17 protein-coding genes and 1 pseudogene are annotated in these 18835 nt (G+C 58.1%); 13 read left to right on the top strand and 5 right to left on the bottom strand.

Features of this window, described 5'->3' with window-relative positions; translation table 11 throughout:
• Window positions 1-5: 5 nt before the first annotated feature.
• From PMM47T1_RS06765 to PMM47T1_RS06740, 6 genes are all read left to right on the top strand, one after another.
• Window positions 6-2225 (top strand): xanthine dehydrogenase family protein molybdopterin-binding subunit, encoded by a 2220-nt coding sequence (locus PMM47T1_RS06765; protein WP_043300810.1) that lies wholly within the window; start codon window positions 6-8, stop codon window positions 2223-2225.
• Window positions 2226-2327: 102 nt separating this feature from the next.
• Window positions 2328-3302 carry an XdhC family protein gene (locus PMM47T1_RS06760; protein WP_008367045.1) on the top strand — a complete coding sequence of 325 codons (975 nt, stop codon included), beginning with the start codon at window positions 2328-2330 and terminating at the stop codon, window positions 3300-3302.
• Between the two features lie 32 nt (window positions 3303-3334).
• A complete protein-coding gene (locus PMM47T1_RS06755; RefSeq protein WP_008367044.1) occupies window positions 3335-4384 on the top strand; it encodes an NAD(P)-dependent alcohol dehydrogenase in 1050 nt (349 codons plus the stop codon).
• Between the two features lie 399 nt (window positions 4385-4783).
• On the top strand, window positions 4784-5344 hold the full coding sequence (locus PMM47T1_RS06750; RefSeq protein ID WP_008367043.1) for a hypothetical protein: 561 nt from the start codon (window positions 4784-4786) through the stop codon (window positions 5342-5344).
• 67 nt (window positions 5345-5411) lie between these two features.
• Window positions 5412-5906: a hypothetical protein gene (locus PMM47T1_RS06745; protein WP_008367041.1), complete on the top strand. Its 495-nt coding sequence runs from the start codon at window positions 5412-5414 to the stop codon at window positions 5904-5906.
• Window positions 5907-5994: 88 nt separating this feature from the next.
• Window positions 5995-6408 carry a cyclophilin-like fold protein gene (locus tag PMM47T1_RS06740; protein ID WP_008367039.1) on the top strand — a complete coding sequence of 138 codons (414 nt, stop codon included), beginning with the start codon at window positions 5995-5997 and terminating at the stop codon, window positions 6406-6408.
• A 35-nt stretch (window positions 6409-6443) separates the two neighbouring features.
• Here the strand turns inward: PMM47T1_RS06740 and PMM47T1_RS06735 are convergent, their stop codons facing one another.
• Window positions 6444-7400, bottom strand: coding sequence for a LysR family transcriptional regulator (locus tag PMM47T1_RS06735; RefSeq protein ID WP_008367037.1), 957 nt, complete (start codon window positions 7398-7400; stop codon window positions 6444-6446).
• Between the two features lie 140 nt (window positions 7401-7540).
• On the opposite strand from PMM47T1_RS06735, the gene PMM47T1_RS06730 reads away from it, so the two are divergent.
• The 3 genes from PMM47T1_RS06730 to PMM47T1_RS06720 all read left to right on the top strand — a co-directional run bounded on the left by PMM47T1_RS06730 (window position 7541) and on the right by PMM47T1_RS06720 (window position 9684).
• Window positions 7541-8098, top strand: coding sequence for a flavodoxin family protein (locus PMM47T1_RS06730; RefSeq protein WP_008367035.1), 558 nt, complete (start codon window positions 7541-7543; stop codon window positions 8096-8098).
• A gap of 18 nt (window positions 8099-8116) precedes the next feature.
• Window positions 8117-9181 (top strand): NAD(P)-dependent alcohol dehydrogenase, encoded by a 1065-nt coding sequence (locus tag PMM47T1_RS06725; protein WP_043300809.1) that lies wholly within the window; start codon window positions 8117-8119, stop codon window positions 9179-9181.
• A gap of 110 nt (window positions 9182-9291) precedes the next feature.
• On the top strand, window positions 9292-9684 hold the full coding sequence (locus tag PMM47T1_RS06720; RefSeq protein ID WP_008367032.1) for a nuclear transport factor 2 family protein: 393 nt from the start codon (window positions 9292-9294) through the stop codon (window positions 9682-9684).
• A 484-nt stretch (window positions 9685-10168) separates the two neighbouring features.
• Here PMM47T1_RS06720 and PMM47T1_RS28910 read toward each other — a convergent pair.
• A pseudogene (locus PMM47T1_RS28910) lies at window positions 10169-11306 on the bottom strand (MFS transporter); the annotation flags it as partial.
• 107 nt (window positions 11307-11413) lie between these two features.
• The gene (locus PMM47T1_RS06710; RefSeq protein ID WP_008367029.1) at window positions 11414-12328 is read right to left on the bottom strand and encodes an alpha/beta hydrolase; all 915 of its coding nucleotides are present in this window, start codon (window positions 12326-12328) and stop codon (window positions 11414-11416) included.
• A 191-nt stretch (window positions 12329-12519) separates the two neighbouring features.
• Between PMM47T1_RS06710 and PMM47T1_RS28905 the strand changes: the two genes are divergently transcribed.
• The 4 genes from PMM47T1_RS28905 (at window position 12520) to PMM47T1_RS06685 (ending at window position 16961) form a co-directional block, all read left to right on the top strand.
• A protein-coding gene (locus tag PMM47T1_RS28905; protein WP_085989336.1) for an IS3 family transposase occupies window positions 12520-13682 on the top strand; the annotation gives its coding sequence in 2 pieces (ribosomal slippage) (window positions 12520-12772 and window positions 12772-13682; 1164 coding nt in all).
• 456 nt (window positions 13683-14138) lie between these two features.
• The gene (locus PMM47T1_RS06695) at window positions 14139-15254 is read left to right on the top strand and encodes an alkene reductase (protein WP_008367024.1); all 1116 of its coding nucleotides are present in this window, start codon (window positions 14139-14141) and stop codon (window positions 15252-15254) included.
• 82 nt (window positions 15255-15336) lie between these two features.
• Window positions 15337-15984 (top strand): peroxiredoxin-like family protein, encoded by a 648-nt coding sequence (locus PMM47T1_RS06690; RefSeq protein ID WP_008367022.1) that lies wholly within the window; start codon window positions 15337-15339, stop codon window positions 15982-15984.
• 50 nt (window positions 15985-16034) lie between these two features.
• Complete coding sequence (locus tag PMM47T1_RS06685; RefSeq protein ID WP_008367021.1) at window positions 16035-16961, top strand: LysR family transcriptional regulator; 927 nt, start codon at window positions 16035-16037, stop codon at window positions 16959-16961.
• 67 nt (window positions 16962-17028) lie between these two features.
• Here PMM47T1_RS06685 and PMM47T1_RS06680 read toward each other — a convergent pair whose 3' ends face one another.
• Together PMM47T1_RS06680 and PMM47T1_RS06675 are read right to left on the bottom strand one after the other, a co-directional pair.
• Window positions 17029-18321, bottom strand: coding sequence for a PQQ-dependent sugar dehydrogenase (locus PMM47T1_RS06680; RefSeq protein WP_008367020.1), 1293 nt, complete (start codon window positions 18319-18321; stop codon window positions 17029-17031).
• Complete coding sequence (locus PMM47T1_RS06675) at window positions 18318-18746, bottom strand: DUF2231 domain-containing protein (protein ID WP_008367019.1); 429 nt, start codon at window positions 18744-18746, stop codon at window positions 18318-18320. The genes PMM47T1_RS06680 and PMM47T1_RS06675 overlap by 4 nt, the downstream gene beginning before the upstream one ends.
• Window positions 18747-18835 lie beyond the last annotated feature (89 nt).

Genomic DNA, 18835 nt, shown 5'->3' with positions numbered 1-18835 from the left:
TCACCGTGAGCGATAAGACAATAGGCATTGCACAGCGCCGCATCGACGGTCGCAAGAAGGTTACGGGTATAGCTCGTTACGCAGCTGACCATCCAATGGAAGGCTTGGCTTACGCTTACGGGGTTTACAGCACGATCGCGAGTGGGCGAGTTGTTGCCATTCACGACCAAGAAGCTAAGCGTATGCCTGGTGTCCTCGCTGTGCTGCACCACGGCAATGTCACGGATTTACATCGAATTCCGAAGGTTCCTTTCACCACCGACACGGCAAAGATCTGCGTTCAGGACGAGCGACGGATGCCGTTCGAAGATGACGTAGTGAGCTATCCAGGGCAGTTCGTTGCGCTGGTGGTCGCGCAAAGCTTTGAACAAGCCAGGGCTGCGGCTTACCGAGTCCATGTCGACTACGAGGCGAGCGTCGCTGTGTCGGCGATGGATGCAGCGCTTCAAGCTCGAGAGCCCAAAGTCGGTGGGCGCGGGCACTCCCGAGGTGACGCTGAGCGTGCCTTTGCGGGGGGCGCTCATCAAATCGACGTGACCTACACAACGCCAAACGAAACGCACAATCCGATGGAGATGCATGCGACTACCGCTTACTGGCAAAACGGCCGCTTGCATGTGTTCGAATCAACGCAGGGTGTGGTAAATCATCGCAATGTGCTGGCTAACGTGTTCGACCTTTCTATCGACAAGGTGGAAGTGAGCGCGCCTTTCATTGGCTCGGGCTTTGGCAGCAAGCTCTTCCCTTGGCCTCATTCAATTGCAGCATGTGCGGCCTCCCGTCAACTCGGCCGGCCGGTGCAATTGGTTGTTCCGCGCCCTCAAATGTTCACGACGGTTGGTCATCGCCCGGAGACCCAGCAGCACATGCGATTGGCTACTAATGCCGATGGCAGGCTGGTCTCCATTCGGCATGAAACGATCAACACGACGTCGATGACTGACGACTATTTTGAGAACTGTGGCGGTGTTACCAAGAGCCTGTACTCCTGTGCCAATGTAACCACTACCGAGAAGTCCATTCAGGTCAACCGTGGCACCCCCACCTCGATGCGGGCACCCGGTGCTGCGCCTGGTCTGTTCGCATTGGAGTCCGCAATAGATGAGATGGCCTTGGCCGTGGGTTTTGACCCGCTTGCGTTCAGGCTCCGAAACTTAGCGACTAGGGACGAGAGCAGCAACCTGCCTTGGTCGAGCAACCACCTTCCCGAAGCTTTGGCACGCGGTGCTGAGCGGTTCGGATGGGATAAGCGCAGCGCCGAGGTAGGCTCAATGCGCGATGGTGACGAGATAATTGGTTACGGTGTGGGTGCCTGTAATTGGGAAGCCTTTCGACTACCTGCCGACGCCCGCGTCATCTTACGTGCGGACGGAACAGCGCTGGCTCAGTGCGCCGTGCAGGATATCGGCACCGGTACCTACACCATAGTTGCGCAGACTGTGGCGGATATCACCGGTCTTCCTATTGATCGCATCGAAGTCGAACTGGGCAGTTCGGCGTTCCCGGCCGGACCGCTTTCAGGGGGCTCATGGGCGACTGCCAGCGTCATGCCCGCAGTTGCTGAAGCTAGTCGCGAGGCCCTGCGTACGTTGCGAGTGTACGCAGTCAACCAACGCGGTCCATTTCCCGAAGCAGCTCCAGAAAGTCTCATCGCCGAGGGCGGCCATTTGGCCTTGAACGGCAAGCGTGTTTCATACGCTGAGGTGTTGAAGGGCCAGCGCCTATCCAAGGCTGAAGGAGAACATCACAGCCCAGGGGCGGACGTTTCAAAATATTCTTTTCGCTCTTTCGGCGCACACTTTGTGGAAGTGCGTTGGGATCCGGGTATCTCTCGCTTGCGGGTTGCACGCGTTGTCAGCGCAATCGACGTCGGCAAGGTGGTCAATCCACTGGCCGCGCGTAATCAGGTCGAGGGCGCAATTGTCATGGGCATAGGCATGTCGCTGTTTGAGGCCGCTGAGTTCGATGCCCGAAACGGCTTGCCCGTGAACAACAACTTCGCTGAATACGTAGTGCCGGTGCACGCCGACCAACCTGAGATCGACGTCATCCTGCTGGACTATCCGGACCTTCACCTCAATGAGTTCGGCGCTCGGGGTATTGGCGAAATCGGCATCACTGGTTTGGCCGCGGCCGTAGCCAATGCCGTCTACCACGCCACGGGTAAGCGGGTACGCAATCTTCCGATAACGCTCGACAAGTTGATGGATGGTATCCCTACGTGAGAGAGAGTGCTTGGTAGTGAGCAACTCTATCCCTGACATACGCATTTATTGGATGTGCTCCTGTGACCCAATGAATGACTCGCAGAAGGTTGGGCGCGCCGTATGAAACACCTGGATCTACAAGTCATTCAGCAGGCGCTCGCTTGGCTGAAAGAGGGGCAGTCCGTATGGCTATGCACCGTACTTGCTACCTTTGGTTCAGCGCCAAGGGGGCCTGGCTCGATGCTTGTGGCCTTGACGACAGGTGAGTGTTGCGGATCTCTGTCAGGCGGATGTGTTGAGGAGGATTTCCTTGAGCGCCTAGCCGCTGGGCAATTCGCTATGTGCAACCGGGTGGTGCGCTATGGCGATGGAGGGCTGCCACCTACGCTTGCATTGCCGTGTGGTGGGGTACTCGACGTATTAGTCGAACATTTCGCGGCAGAAGAGCTGGCCGTAATGCATTTCGAGATGTTGGAAAAGGCGCTTTTGGGACACGGCATGTTGAACCGCACCGTTCCCTTAGGTGAACACGGTTGCAGAGTTGAACGGTGCGAGATCAATGGTCCGCGTGTGGTGCAGTCCCCTGCAAAAGTGGACATTCAGATCGGTCCGGCCAAGCGGCTGATCGTTGCGGGAGTCTCTCCTGTAGCTGAGTTCTGTGCGCAATTTGCGATAGCGCTTGGTTTCGAAGTAATCGTCTGCGATCCCCGTCCAGAGCAGCTTTCGGCGACGTCTCGTCTTATTCCTCAAGCAAAAGTGCAAGAGGTCCTTCCGGCCTTATTCATCGCTCAAGGGGGATGTCATGCGTCCACCGCAGTAGTGGCTTTGACACATGATCCACGGCTCGATGATCTAACGCTAATGGAGTCGGTGCGCACAAATGCTTTTTATATCGGGGCGATGGGGTCAGCAAGAACGAGCACTAAGCGAATGGAGAGACTTCGGCGGATCGGCGGCCTCACGGAAGGCGATATCGGACGTATCCATGCGCCGATAGGACTAAGGCTCGGGAGTAAAACCCCAGCCGAAATAGCGATGTCGGTGATGGCCGACATCCTGAGAGTGGGCAATGGGCTGCAGAGAAGCATGTTGTAAGTGCGGCCTTAAATTTGATGAAGGAGTTGGTAATGCAAGTCAGCGCGTATGGCGCCTATGCAGGCGACAAATCTCTCGAACCATTAGAAATTTCACGGCGAGCACCTGGCGCTCACGATATCCAGATCGACATCGCGTTCTGCGGCATTTGCCATTCTGACCTGCACCAGGTGCGTGCTGAATGGGAAGGGACTCAGTTCCCCTGTGTTCCAGGGCACGAAATTGTGGGTCGCGTCTCTGCCATTGGCCAGCACGTCAGCGGCTATGCGGTTGGTGACTTGGTGGGTGTGGGTTGCATCGTCGATAGCTGCAAGACTTGCGAGGACTGCGGGGAGGGTCTGGAGAATTACTGCGACGGTATGATCGGGACCTATAACTTTCCTACGCCGGACGCTCCAGGTTGGACGATGGGTGGATACTCGCAAAAGATCGTTGTGCATGAGCGCTACGTTCTTCGAATCAGCCATCCTGAATCACAGCTTGCGGCAGTAGCACCACTGCTTTGCGCGGGCATCACCACTTACTCCCCGCTTCGGCACTGGAACGTAGGACCCGGTAAAAAAGTAGGGGTCGTTGGTATTGGCGGGCTTGGTCACATGGGCATCAAGATCGCGCACGCCATGGGCGCACACGTCGTCGCATTTACTACTTCCGAGTCGAAACGTGAAGCCGCTAAAGCTTTAGGCGCGGATGAGGTTGTTGTTTCGGGTAACGCGCAAGAGATGGCTGCGCATGTGAAATCTTTTGATTTCATTCTGAATACAGTCGCAGCGCCTCATGATTTGGACGCGTTGCTCGTGCTTCTAAAGCGCGACGGAACCATGAGCCTCGTTGGCGCTCCGGCTACATCTCATCCCTCGCCCAATGTGTTCAATCTCATCATGAAGCGTCGCGCGATCGCGGGCTCTATGATCGGTGGAATCCCGGAGACCCAAGAGATGCTCGACTTCTGTGCCGAACACGGCATCGTCGCCGACATCGAGTTGGTAAGAGCCGATGAGATCAATGAGTCCTATGAGCGAATGCTCAAGGGCGACGTCAAATATCGCTTCGTAATCGACAACGCCACATTGGCAGACTGAGCAAACGCGTGACTGGGCGATAGACCTCTTACGCGAGACGGAGGGGCACTTCTCAAATGCCGTGACCCGATGCAGTTCGGCTTGCGGATTATCAAACTTGGATGGACTGACCGAGATGCTCCCTCTGACCATGCTCCAGGGCCGTTGATAGCCTGGCTCAGGACTGACTGGTCACGCCTGCAGCGAGGCGGCGCTCGTGAAACTGCCCCCCATGCCACTTTCACGAAATACAGCAGATTTTAGAGATTTCTTTTAATCATGATGGAAATTTTGAAATGCCTTGTTGATTAGTAAAACTAATGTTTTTCACAAGGGGCATTAGCTAGTCATGCGGATTTCCAAGCCCTTAATATCCCGCGTATTACTACGTGGAAACCGATGAAAACGGAGAGATGAAGAATGGCAAACACCGACCGAAAACGCATTGATGCACGTGAGCCCGTATTGCCCCGCCGGCGGCGCGTAACCCTCGGTGCTGTCGCGTTGGCGGCTGCTTCGCTTCTGCCCGCCTTTCCTGCGTTCGCGCACCATGGGTGGCCTGGCTTCGACACCGACCACCTCATGTATGTTGCGGGGACCGTCTCCTCGGAGGGTGTGTGGGGTAATCCGCACTCGCTCTTCGATGTGACCCTGGACAGTAACCTGCCCGACCGCACGCCTACCCTAAAGATCCCAACGGAGTTGCAGGATCCCGAGGACAGTAGCCGGGTGAATGCGGCTCTCTCGTATAAAGGTCCCCGCAAAGGGCTGCAGATAATCATCGCGCCTCCGGCTTGGTCGGGCAAGTGGGGCCTGGATCGTCCTTTGAAGATCGGGGAGCGTTTCCAAGCGGTTGGTTATATCAACCGCACAGACAGCAACCTGTTTCGACCGGTCGTGTTCTGGTACGGCCGGGACGCAGTACCTGTGAACCAGGTGCTCGGTAACACGCTGCCAGTTCGAGCACCTCTTCCGAAGTAAGGGGGGCGCGACAGATGCGGATGCGTTTAGCCCCCTGTGCCATCGCCCCAACGGAATTGGACGAACTATGTTTGAGTTGCTCAACTTTTTGCTGAAGCTGTTGCAGGACTCTGCGATCGGAGACACGGTGCGCAGTGCCGAGCTTCTCTATCCTGTGCTTGAGGCCAGTCACATCCTTGGGATTGCTCTCCTTGTCGGTCCGGCTTTCACTTTCGACCTTCGATTACTAGGAGTAGGGCACCGCGTGGTGTCCGTAACCACCGCCGCGCGTAGCCTGCTGCCCATTTCCCATATCGGTTTTGCCATCGCAGTTATTACGGGCATCGTACTGCTTAGCGCGCAGGCGACCGTTGTCGCAGGTACCGGAGCGGCGCCTTGGAAGTTCGGCCTGTTGTTCCTCGCTTGCCTCAACGTCCTGGTGTTCCACTGCGGTATTTACCGCCGCGTCGGTGAGTGGATGGATGCCGCCATGACACCTATCGCCGCTCGTATTGGGGCAAGCGTGTCACTGATCTCATGGACTGGCGTGATCTTCGCCGGCCGGCTCCTTGCCTACACCTGATCTTCGAAGTGGAGGGGGAATCCCCTCTTTGCGAGGCTGAGTGCACGGCGTTCAGATAGTCATTCATGCCAGCTAAAGGAAACCCGTTATGCTCCGTGCTTTTTTAACTGCCAGTACACTGGCTCTGACATTTACAGCAGGCACCGCCTTGGCTCAGGAACAGATATCGATCAGCTCGGAATGGGGCAATGTGACGGCTACGCTGGGCGACAACGCGGCCACGCGGGCGCTTTTAAAGCAGCTGCCAGTTACGATTGAGATGCGCGACCACCTGCGACAAGAGAAGACTGGTGATCTTCCGGCGGACCTGCCGCAGGCTGCTCGCCAGCAAGACTTCTCCGTGGGCACCCTGGGGCTTTGGGGGCCAGACCACTTTGTCATCTACTACCGTAGCGGCCGCGTCCCCTCGCCGGGCATCGTGCTACTTGGAAAGGTCGAGGGTGATGTGTCGATATTCGACAGGCCTGGCCCGATCAAGGTGCTGGTAGAGCGAACCAAATAAGGGTTGCAGTGCCTCACCCAGCGGCGTGTAAGGCGTCATGCCGAGTATGCGGTCAGTGACTCTAAAGGGACGTGTAAAGCAGGGTCTGCAGCAAATGCTTCAAGCAGATAGTCCACCACGACGCGCACACGCGGGGCAATCAAGGCACGATGCGGATACTGGATCACCATCTCATAGGTGCCTGGATGGTGCTGGTGGTGCATGACGACCTTCAGGTTTCCCGCGCGCAGGTGTTCCCAGGCGAGGTGAACCGCGACCTGCGCGACGCCGACGCCCTTGAGCGCGGCCTCTACCAACGCTTCCGGTGACGACAGTGTCAGGATGGCCGAATCGGTGGGGTCCAAGACAGTCACACTGCCGTCATCGGCAACGAAGCTCCAGGCATCGACGTTCCCGCCCAGGAAGCGTCGTGCTATCAACCGGTGTTGGCCCAGGTCCGCGGTAGTCTGTGGAACGCCCTGCCTCTGGAGGTAGTCCGGGGACGCTACGATGACGGTATTGAGGCGGCACACGGGGCGCGAAATAAGCGCAGAGTCGCGGATGTGTCCCCCACGCACGGCCAAGTCATAGCCGTCACGGACCAGGTCTACCACCCGGTCATCGAAGTCCAGTGCAATTGACAAGCGCGGTTGGCGCGAAAGCAGCTCAGGAATGATGGGCATGAGCTGACCTTGACCTATCGCCACGCTCGTCGATATACGAACACGCCCGTACGGTGCTTCACGTCCAGACGCAATCGTGTCGACTGCCGCATCCAGGGCGTCCAGTGCGATCCGCGCTTGGCGTAGAAATGTTGCGCCTTCGTCAGTGAGCTTGAGCGTGCGTGTCGTACGATTGAGCAAGCGCACGCCCAGCGACTTCTCGAGCGTCGCGACGCTCTTGCTTATCGCCGCCGAGGTCACGCCCATCAAGCGTCCCGCCGCCGCAAAGCTGCCCGTGTTCGATGCTTGAACGAAGGACAGGATGGCGCGTACTCGATGTGATGGATCCATGCCGCTCTCTCTAGAAGTTTTGCCGAATGTGCAGGGCTATTATCAACATTAAGTTGATGGCTCATCAACCTATTCAATACTTCTGGTTGAACAAAATGGAACGCATGATGAAACTCTCACTCGCTATCCGGAAAAACTTCATGTCCATTTCCATCGTTTATGACAGCGGCTACGGCCATACCAAGAAGCAGGCAGAGGCTACCGCCGAGGGCGTGCGCAGCGTTGCGGGCGCAGAGGTTCGACTGGTGGCCGTGGCTGACGCCCCGGTCGACTGGGAGGCACTCGCTGCCAGCGACGCTATCATCTTCGGCTCGCCTACCTACAACGGCACCATCAGCGCGCGGTTCAAGCAATTCATGGAGGACTCCACCAGGACCGCTTGGCTCCCGCAAGCGTGGCGCAACAAGATCGCCGCTGGCTTCACCAACTCCGGCTCCATGCACGGCGATAAACTTAACTCGCTGGTCACCTTGACCCTGTTCGCTGCGCAACATGGCATGGTCTGGGTGGGTCTCGATCTGTTTCCTGGCAAAGCGGATGACGAGCTCAACCGCGTCGGCGGCTGGCTCGGCGCAATGGCATATTCGAAGGACGAATCGCCAGAGCTGTCACCCAATAAGGCTGATTTGGATACAGCGCGGCACCTGGGCAAACGCGTCGCGGAGTTGACCCAGCAATTTGTTGCTGGGCGTGCCTGATAACAGGAGAGCTGCCCCATGAAAACCTTAGGATACGCTGCCCAATCGGCAACAGACTCCCTTGCACCAATGCAGTTCGAGCGGCGCGAACCCCGCTCCGATGACATTGTTCTGGACGTCCTTTTCTGCGGCGTCTGCCATACCGACCTGCATATCGCACGCAACCACGGCGGATACACGCGCTACCCGGTCGTGCCCGGCCACGAAATTATCGGCAAGGTCACTCAGGTCGGTGCTGGTGTTACACGGTTCAAAGTCGGCGACACGGTCGGCGTTGGCTGCATGGTCGACTCCTGCCAACACTGCAATCCCTGCCAACAGGGCTTCGAACAGCACTGCGTAGAAGGTGCGACCTTCACCTACAACGGTACCGATCGGTACGATCAGCAGACGACCCTCGGCGGTTACTCAACGCACATGGTGGTGTCGGAAAAATTCATCTTGCGCATCCCTGATGCACTCAATCCGGCGGGTGCGGCGCCGTTGCTGTGTGCCGGCATCACCACCTGGGAGCCGCTGAAGCAATGGAAGGCGGGGCCGGGCAAACGCGTCGCCGTGGTTGGTCTTGGCGGGCTGGGTCACATGGCCTTGAAGCTAGCCAAGGCGCTCGGTGCGCAGGTTACGCTCTTCACCCGTTCGCCAGGCAAGGAGGAGGATGCGCGCCGCTTGGGTGCCGACCATGTGGTGCTGTCTACCGACGAGAATCAGATGGTTTCAGTGGCAGGTAGCTTTGACCTGATCGTCGATACTGTCCCGTACGAACACGATGTCAATCCGTACCTGCCGACGTTGGCCCTCAACGGTACGCTGGTGCTGGTCGGTTACATGGGACCGCTGAACGCGCCGGTCGCGGCGGGTGCACTGGTGTTCGGGCGCAAGGCTATTGCCGGCTCCTTCATCGGCGGTGTCGCGGCGACCCAGCAGATGCTGGATTTCTGTGGCGAGCACGGCATCGTCTCGGATGTCGAGGTGATTAGCATTCAACAGATCAACGAGGCCTACGACCGTCTGCTCAAAAGCGACGTCAAATACCGCTTCGTAATCGATCTGACGTCCCTTCAGGAGGACAGCGAAAGCGTTTGAAATGCTGTAGGCGCACGTAGGTGCTTGCTTAACTTTCCCGGCACTCCAATGAGTGCCGGAGCATTGAGCGAAACCCGTTCGAGAACTTTCAATGACTAACGGAGAACACCATGTCCAAGGCTGAAAACATCGCGCTTGCTCGTCGGCTTTACGAGTCCGGCGCCTCACCGGAAGTCACTGCCAAGGTGATGGCAGCAGATATCGTTTGGGATATTACTCCCGGCTTTCCAAAGGGCGGCCTCTATTACGGCTACGAAAGCACGGTGAAGGACTTCTTCGGTCAATTCATGCCGCTGTTCGCTTCTTGGGGGAGCGAAGCGCAGGAGTACTACGCGGACGATGAGAATCACGTGTTCGTGGTCGGCGTGTACCACGGCGTCACTAAGGACGGGAAGAAGGTGGACGTCCGATTTATGCACCTGTGGACCGTACGTGACGGACAGCTCGCCGCCCTGAAACAGACCGCCGACAGCTACGTTGTCCAGCACGCAATAGGCAACTGAGCGGAATGTCGACCTGGACGGGCCTTGCCCGTCCAGCGTCGATCGGTTGCTGCCTCGATGCCTGGAACCGTGATGCCTATATGAACTATGCCACGTACATTGATAGACATTGCGCATTCCGCCCTATGGTCGATCCAAGAAGGAGATGATCAAAGGGTTCAACGCTGGAGGCACTCTTCTGGAACCCAATGGCCAAAATCTGGCAACACGTGCGATTCAACGTCAGTAGCGTAGCGGCGGATGTTCTCAGGCTGCTGATCACCGAACCCGCCGTTACCCCCACCGCCAACCGCAAGTACAGGCACTGTTAACTTAGTAGCCACCAGCTTCTCGTTCTGTTTATCGATTGGGGAAGCGCACGATAATATTCAAATGCGTGGTGGAAGGTCTTGGGCTTGGAGTATGACCGCACGTAACGGTTTACCAGTTCATCGGTGAATACCGCTTGGTTGCTGGCATGGTGACGATTGAAATGCGCTGGCGAAAAAGTGCTTTGGTAGCCAGTGCTATCGAATAGCAGTCCCCCGAGCATTGAACCCAGGGCGATGCACAAGTGAACTACTGCCACCATGAGTCCGCCGCCAGCCTCTGCGTTCTCTGGCATGGCCTGGGCTACCCAGCTCCACCAGCCCACGGGTGCAGCTGTGGCCAGAAGTCCCCCAGAACCTGAGCAGCACGGCGACAGGGATCACCCAGCGACCCCAAGGGATCAGCATCAAGGCGATCACGGCCATCAGAAGGAAAACGACGATCAATGTTCCGTAGAGGCCGCGTTTGAGGAACATGCCGATCAACACCGTGCCGATGAAACCCGCCACCCCGATCACGAGCAGGATGAAGGGGAGTACGCGGACGTCAACCTATGTCACCGTTTCAAGAAACGGGCGAAAGTAGGTGAAAAGAGTGAACTGGCCCATGAAGAAGGCACCGCCGGCTGCCATTCCCAAAACAACGGTTCGGCTCTTAAACAGCTTTAGAACATTACTGACTTCTGATCCGCTTGCTGCCTTCATGGATGGCAAGCTGAGCCATTGCCATACCAATGCTGTAATCGCTACGGGCACGAGAGCCGGAAACGCGCCACGCCAACCGACCATCGAACCCAGGTAGCTGCCGAGAGGCGCCGCGATCACGGTGGCCAGCGCATTGCCGCTGTTGAAGATCTCCAGCGCCTTGGGTACCTCCGCTGAGGGTACCAGGCGCATCGGTGTTGCTGCGGACATCGACCAAAAACCACCAATGACGATGCCGATAAGTGCACGGCCAACCATATAGGCAAAGTAGTCCGGTGCCTGCGCTACAATCGCCCCCGAAATGACCATCAGCACAGTGAGTCCAAGTAACAGGGTTTTGCGATCCAGCCTGCCGGCGATCCAGGCAATCGTCAGGCTGGTCAGGACGGCAAACGCACCCGATATGGCGATGCCTTGGCCCGCCATACCTTCAGTGACGCCCAGTTCGGCTGCAATCGGCATCAGCAGGCTTACCGGCATGAACTCGGACGCGATGAGCGCAAAAACGCATAGGGTCACCCCGAATACGCCGCTCCAATGGGCGTGTCGGGTATCTGCGTTGCCTGAGAGATCTGTGGCCTGGATGGAACTACTGCTTGGACGTGCCATGTAAGACTCGTAGAACTACCCATGAAAAATGGTCGCGTCCATCCAGCGGACGGGGTGACCGGGGAAGTTGCTGGGGAATTTGCCTCACTCCATCAGATGGCAAGCCCTCAGGCCAGGTGCTGGTCGAAGAATGCGGTCAGCTTGTCGAACGGAATTTTGTCCATCTGATCGTACAGATCGACGTGGTCGGCATTCGGCACAAGCAATAAGGTCTTGGGCTCGGAAGCTGCGTTGTAGACATCTTCGGAGTAGTAGCGTGAGTGAGCGTTTTCACCGGCCACCAACAAAACGGGGCGCGGTGAAATCATCTCGATGTTGGCGTACATCGGGAAGCTGAAGAACGACACCGGCGTGGTCGCCGTCCAGGCTGTCGTGGAATTGATGCCTCTGGGATGGAATCCACGCGCAGTCCGGTAGTAATCGAAGAAAACTGCCAAAACCGGGTTCGGATCCGCAGGCAAGGTATCGGGCAGGACACGCCGCCCTTTCACGATATTGCCGTGTTCGTCGAAAGGAACCTCGTGATAGCCGAGCGAGGGTTTGCCGCTATTTGCGTCAACCCAGCGTTGCTGGCTCAGATACTCGATAACCTTGTGGCGTTGTTCCAGCGTGTAACTGTCTTTGTAACTGCGACTCATGCTGCGGGACATGTCATACATGGAAACAGTGGCAACCGCCTTGATACGCGAATCACTGGTCGCAGCGGTCAGGACCATGCCGCTGAAACCGCAGATGCCGATGGCACCAATGCGGTTTCGGTCAACATTGGCCTGTAGGCCAAGAAAGTCGACTGCGGCGCTGAAATCTTCAGTATTGATGTCCGGGGATGCCAGGTTACGGGGCTCGCCGCTGCTTTCTCCGGTGTAAGAGGGATCGAAAGCCACCGTAACGAAGCCATTTTCAGCCATGGTCTGGGCATAGAGGCCAGAGGACTGCTCCTTAACCGCGCCAAACGGGCCACTGATGGCAATCGCAGGTAGCTTCCCGCTGACGTTTTTCGGCTGATACAGATCTGCTGCCAATCCCCCAAGCTACAGGCCCCAAGATTCGTGCCGAGCTGAGACTGACTTTAATATCTACGATCAGGGGTGGATTTTAGAGAATTAAAGCTGTCGCAGTAGAATTAAACCTGTCGCAGGAGCCGGTGGGTGTAGTGGTCTAATGAAACCGGACACCCATTTAGGCGAGAATGCTCGCCACAGAGAGGTGTCTGATGACCAAGCAACGTCGTACCTTTACCCCTGAGTTCAAGCGCGAGGCGGCGTGCCTGGTGCTCGACCAAGGCTACAGCCATACCGAAGCAGCCCGTTCACTTGGGCTTGTTGAGTCGGCCTTGCGTCGTTGGGTGAACCAGCTCCAGCAAGAACGTGGCGGTGTTACTCCGACCAGCAAAGCCCTGACGCCTGAGCAGCAAAAAATCCAGGAACTCGAAGCTCGTATCAATCGGCTGGAACGGGAAAAATCCATCTTAAAAAAGGCCACCGCGCTCTTGATGGCCGAGGAACACGAGCGTTCGCGTTAATCGATCAACTTCGGGCTCAAGAGCCGATTGATCTGTTGTGCTCGGTATTTGAAGTAACCCGATCGTGCTACTACGCGTACTGCCGGAAACGCCGGTATCCAGATGCCGAACGGGTGGTTTTGCGCAGCCGCGTGAACGAGCTGTTTACGCAAAGCCGAAGCGCTGCGGGCAGCAGGAGCATCATGCTGATGATGAAAGAGGACGGCATGCAGATCGGGCGATTCAAGGTACGCAAGTTGATGCGCGAGATGAACTTGATCAGCAAACAGCCGGGCTCCCATGCCTATAAAAAGGCGACCGTGGAGCGGCCTGATATCCCGAACGTGCTTGATCGAGGGTTCAGCGTGGCGTCCCCCGACAAGGTTTGGTGCGGTGACATCACGTACGTTTGGGCCGAAGGTCGGTGGCACTATCTAGCGGCGGTAATCGATCTTTATGCGCGCCGGGTTGTGGGCTGGGCGTTCTCATCCAAGCCCGACGCCGACCTGGTGATCAAAGCGCTGGACATGGCCTATGAGCAGCGTGGCCGGCCTCAAAATGTGCTGTTTCACAGCGATCAAGGCAGTCAATACGGCAGCCGGAGTTTCCGCCAGAGACGATGGCGATACCGCTTCACGCAGAGCATGAGTCGGCGCGGCAACTGCCACGATAACGCGCCAATGGAGCGGCTATTTCGCAGCCTGAAAACTGAATGGATACCGACGGTGGGTTACATGAGTGCTTCGCTAGCGCAACAGGATATTGGCCGGTTCCTGATGGAGCGATACAACTGGCGGCGACCGCATCAGTTCAACGAAGGGCTAGCGCCTGCGGTCGCTGAGGAAAAACTCAATTCAGTGTCCGGGATCAGTTGACCACTACAGTTTTTAATCTTTGCCGCTTGTTCCAAGGGCGCGATTTTGAGCCTCGACACAGTTTTTAAACCGCAGCTTAGCCGGCTGCTGAGCCCAAAAACCGCGAACTGGCGACACGGTTTTTAATCTATACGATCCGGGGCTGTATGCCGCCATAAAGAAATAACTCTCGTCGCAAGCCCTGGCTCCCCAACGTCGGAACCGGGGCGTGCCCTGCGCTCAATCCCCACGCCTCTGATGCACCCTCCCTTGGCATGCCCACACCGCCTACGTCCAAGGCTTTCCTGGCCATTTCAAGCACCGCACCTGCTGCCACTCAACGCTCGATTCATCCATTTCTGGAATAGCCCCTATCCCGTTGGATGGCTATCTGGGGGGGCGGCCAACCTCTACATTCCCCTCAACGCAACAGGCAAGCCGGACCTTCCCGGCAACCCACTGTTCTCGAGGCCCAATATGACCAAGTTATTCAAATCCGTGAAAGTCGGCGCGTATGAGCTTAACCACGGTGTCGTGCTTGCCCCCATGACTCGCCTTCGCACGCTGCAGCCCGGCGACATTCCCAGCCCGATGATGGCGGACTTTTATGGTCAGCGTGCATCCGAGGGCGGTTTGCTGGTGATCGAGGCCGCCAGCGTTTCGGCTCAGGCGCGGTCTTACCTGGGGGCTGCGAGCATCTATCACGATGGTCAGGACGCGGGCTGGAAAGCCATCGCCGATGCTGTTCACGCTAAAGGCGGGCATGCCTTTCTGCAGCTGATCCACGGTGGTCGTCAGAGCCATGAGGATGTTGCCGACGGCGCTCAGCCCATCGCACCTTCGGTGGTGCCGTTCGAAGGCGTGGCGCTGACAAAAGATGGTTTTGTGCCGGCATCCCCTCACCGTGCAATCGGGGTCGAGGAGATTCCTGGCCTGATCGAAGATTTCCGCCAGGCCGCCGTGCGGGCCAAAAGGGCGGGCTTTGACGGCGTTGAGCTGCATGGCGCCAACGGCTATCTGGTCGACCAGTTCATCCAGGACGGCACTAATCAGCGGACTGATGAATACGGCGGCCCTGTGGAAAAACGCGTGCGCTTCCTGCGCGAAGCACTGGAGGCGTTGATCTCGGTATTTGGCGCGGACCGTGTGGGCGTTCGCCTTTCGCCATCAGGCGAATGGGGCAGCGTTACGGACAGTGATACACAGGCCACCTTCAGCTATGTGGCCAAGGTATTGGATAGCTACAAGATCGCGTACATCCACGTGATAGAGCCGCGGGTGAAGGGTGACGATACCTTGCACGAAGGGCAGGGCGTGGTGGTGGCGTCTTACCTGCGCCCGCACTTTTCCGGCCCGATCATCGCCGCTGGTGGGTTCGACCGTGAAGGCGCCATTGCAATCGTTGAAAGAGGCGATGCGAATCTGGTCGCATTCGGCCGCCACTTCTCCTCCAATCCGGACCTGCCGTACCGCCTGGCGAACGACCTGCCGCTAACGCCCTATGTTCGTGCGGCGTTCTGGGGTGGGGATGAAACCAACTATTCTGACTTCCCAACCTACGCCGAGCGCCCCGCAATGGCCGAGGCCGTTTGATCGAGTGGGGCGCCTCGCACTGGCGAGGCACCGCATGCGCTTGAATCCTTCTGCAGCTTGCTACGACCCAGGAGATGTGGACATGAGCCCGGAAGCTTCAGCAAATAACGATCGCGCAGCGCGCATTGCAACAGAGGCAGCCGCGCATGCAGTACCCAAGGCCTTGCGTGCGGGCGCGAGCGCACCCACGTTTAAACTGCTCGACACCCTTGGCAACGTCATCACGCTTGAAACGGCCTTACAGGCAGGCCCCGTAGTTTTGAATTTTGTACGCGGTGCGTGGTGCACCTTTGGCGAGTCCAGCCTGGTGCAACTTGCCTCTACCTACGAAAAAATCCTGGGGGCAGGTGCGACGGCGTTCGCGGTGGCACCGCCAAGCCGCTCTTCGGCGGATCAACCGCCATTGCCGATCCCGGAACTGATAGACGTGGACATGAAGGTGGCGTGTGCGTTTGGTCTTGCCTTTGAGCTGCCCGAAGAACTCAGGTCGCGGTACATTGAGCTTGGCTATATCCCACCCAAATGTCGCAAGCCTGACAGTTTTCTGGTGCCCATCCAGGCTACCTACCTCATTGATCAGGACGGCGTGGTTCTGCTCGCTCATATTGATACGGACTATCGACATCCACTCGATAACGAAGCGCTACTGGGCGCGCTGGCAAAGATACGAGCTCGGTCAACAGCACGCGAGCAGGCCGCAAGATCAAGAGGAAACTGGGGCCTCGAATAGCGCAACCGGGGTTATCATGGACGCTGCGCCCGTCTTTCTGGAGGATCCTGATGGACCGCCTTGCTGCGATGGAAATATACATTCGGGTGGTCGATACAGGATCGTTCTCGGCGGCGGCCCGACACTTCGACGTTGGCCAGCCAGCGGTGTCCAAATCGGTTGCTCAGTTGGAGGAGTGGCTGGGTGTCAAACTGCTGCTTCGCTCCACCCGATCACTGACGGCCACCCAAGCCGGCCAGAGCTTCTACCTCCGGGCCAAGCGCGCGGTGGAGGAGGCCAATGAAGCTGTGCTCGCCGCGCGGGGCACCGCAGCGGGCCTCACCGGGAAGCTGCGCGTATCGGCTGCGGTTTGCTTCGCGCGGCTGCATATCATCCCCCGGTTGGCCGAATTCCTGGAAAAGCACCCCGAACTCGACCTTGAGCTCATTCTGGATGACCGCAACATTGACCTCGTTGCCGAAGGTATCGACCTGGCTCTGCGAATGGGGGCTCTGCCTGACTCAAGCATGACCGCCAAGCGCATCGGGGAAGCCAGGCGTCGCGTCGTGGCAACGCCTGAGTACCTGGCCCGCTACGGAACGCCGACGGCGCCATCTGACCTTCTGTCTCACCGGGCGGTAATTTATTCGCGGGATCTGGGCGGCGGTGAGCATTGGACGTTCAAGAAAGCGACCGTGGAGCAGTCGGTCAAATTGGAGGGGCGTGTGACCCTGTCTGCCACCGAGGGGCTACGAGCCGCAGTGTTTTCCAGCTTGGGCATCGCGGTAGCATCGCAGTGGGCGTTTTCTCCGGAGCTTCGCTCGGGCACCGTGGTGTCGGTGATGGATGATTGGTACCTGCCCAATGTCGCGCTTTCTGCGCTTTATCCTACAGGCCGTATGGCCAGCAGCAAGGCGCGCCATTTTGCGACATTTGTTCAGGAGTGTTTGGCGCCAGAGTTTGCGCCTGAACTGCTTGGCTCGACTGATAGGCCGTAGGAAGTACTCAGCCATTGAGTAGGCAATGGGGGAGGAGGGGCGCCTCAAGGGCGCCCTCCATCCAGTGCTAATGACTGCGCGTCACCCGCCAAACGGTATTCGACAAATCATCGGCAATAATCAACGCCCCCTTTGGATCGACTGTCACCCCCACTGGCCGTCCTCTGGTTTTCCCATCCGCACCCCGAAAGCCCGTGGCGAAGTCCACCGGCTCGCCTGACGGCTTGCCATTACTGAATGGCACGAACACCACTTTATAGCCCACCGGATTCTCGCGGTTCCAGCTGCCGTGCTCACCCACAAACACGCCCTGTGCGAATTTTTCGCCCATGGATGGCTGGGAAAAGTCGACGCCCAGTGCTGCCACGTGGGAGCCCAGGCTGTAATCGGGTTTGATCGCGGCGGCTACTTTGGCCGGATCCTGCGGCTGGGCACGGGTGTCGACGTTCTGGCCCCAGTAGCTGTAGGGCCAGCCGTAAAAGGCCCCGTCGGTGATGGAGGTCAGGTAGTCGGGTACAAGGTCAGGACCCAGTTCATCCCGCTCGTTGGCCACTGCCCATAGCTTGCCGGTACCTGGCTGGATCTTCAGCGCAGTAGGGTTGCGCGTTCCTGTGGCGTAGTCGCGGTGGGCACCGGTTTGCGCGTCCACTTGCCAGATCCTGGCGCGGTCGATTTCCACTTCCATGCCGCGTTCGGTGATGTTGCTGTTCGAACCTATGCCTACGTACAGGTAGCGGCCGTCCTGGCTTACGGCCAGGGACTTGGTCCAGTGGTGGTTGATCTTGCCGGGCAGGTCGGTGATTTTGGTGGGGGGGCCGCTGGCCTTGGTCTGGCCGTTGGTGTAGTCGAAGCGCACCAGGCTGTCCTGGTTGGCCACGTAGACATGGCCATTGGCATAGGCCAGACCGTAGGGGGCGTTGAGGTTGTCGGCGAAGACGGTTTTCAGCTCATAGGTTCCATCGCCGTCCGCGTCACGCAGCAGTGTCAGGCGGTTGCCACCTTTTACCGGCGTGGTGCCGCTTGCCTTGACTAGGCTGGCGATCACGTCCTTGGGCTTGAGCGCTGCCTCGCTGCCCCCGCGGCCCTCAGCCACCAGTATGTCGCCATTGGGCAGTAACAGGGTCTGGCGTGGAACCTTGAGGTCGGTGGCGATGGCGGTGATGGTGTAGCCGTCCGGTACCGTGGGTTTCTGGTCACCCCAGGCGGCCGGCTCGGCAATTTTCATGGTGGGCAGCAGACCCCGCTCGGGGGCTGGCAATTTTGGGTCGGAACCGTGCGCCTGAGTATCTTCGCCCTTGCCGTTACATGCGCTCAGCAGCAGCGCCATGCTCAGGGCTGCCAATGCCGTTGAAGGTTTCATTGCACACCTCCGGCCCGCAGATTGGTCAGGCCGATCCATGTCGCAATACAGGCCAGCGGCGCGGTAATGGCGGAGAATACCAGGCCGTCGGGCATCACGGCCCACGCATCCTTGGCATGTTCAAATGAGTTGATCAGCCCCAGTACCCAGATCACCAGCAAAAGCAAAAAATACAGGGTAGGGCGGCCAGCCTTCGGGTTTGCGCGAATCAAATTGACCAGTGCAAACAGCAGTGCCAGGCCGCAAAAGAGTTCCGCGCCGGCCAGCAACCAGGCGGCGAAATTGCTCCATTGGCTCTGGTACGTCAGGAAATAGACGATGTCGCTCAACAGTGCACCCAGGAACAGCGGCACGGTTCCGGCCAGCAGGGTCGCGTGGAGCGGGCCTGGGGTGTTCGGGTACGGGAGGCGGGCGCTAGCGGTCATGATGGCTCCTTATCGTTCAGCGGCTCTGGAAATGAGCCGTGCTGACTGCGCTTAAAAACGATCGTGGCATCCGGTCAGAAGTTCAAAGT

The organism is Pseudomonas sp. M47T1, from assembly GCF_000263855.1.
In the GTDB taxonomy this organism is placed as follows: domain Bacteria; phylum Pseudomonadota; class Gammaproteobacteria; order Pseudomonadales; family Pseudomonadaceae; genus Aquipseudomonas.
The sequence above is the reverse complement of the archived record's forward strand: the minus strand, read 5'-3'. Positions and strand labels throughout refer to the sequence as shown.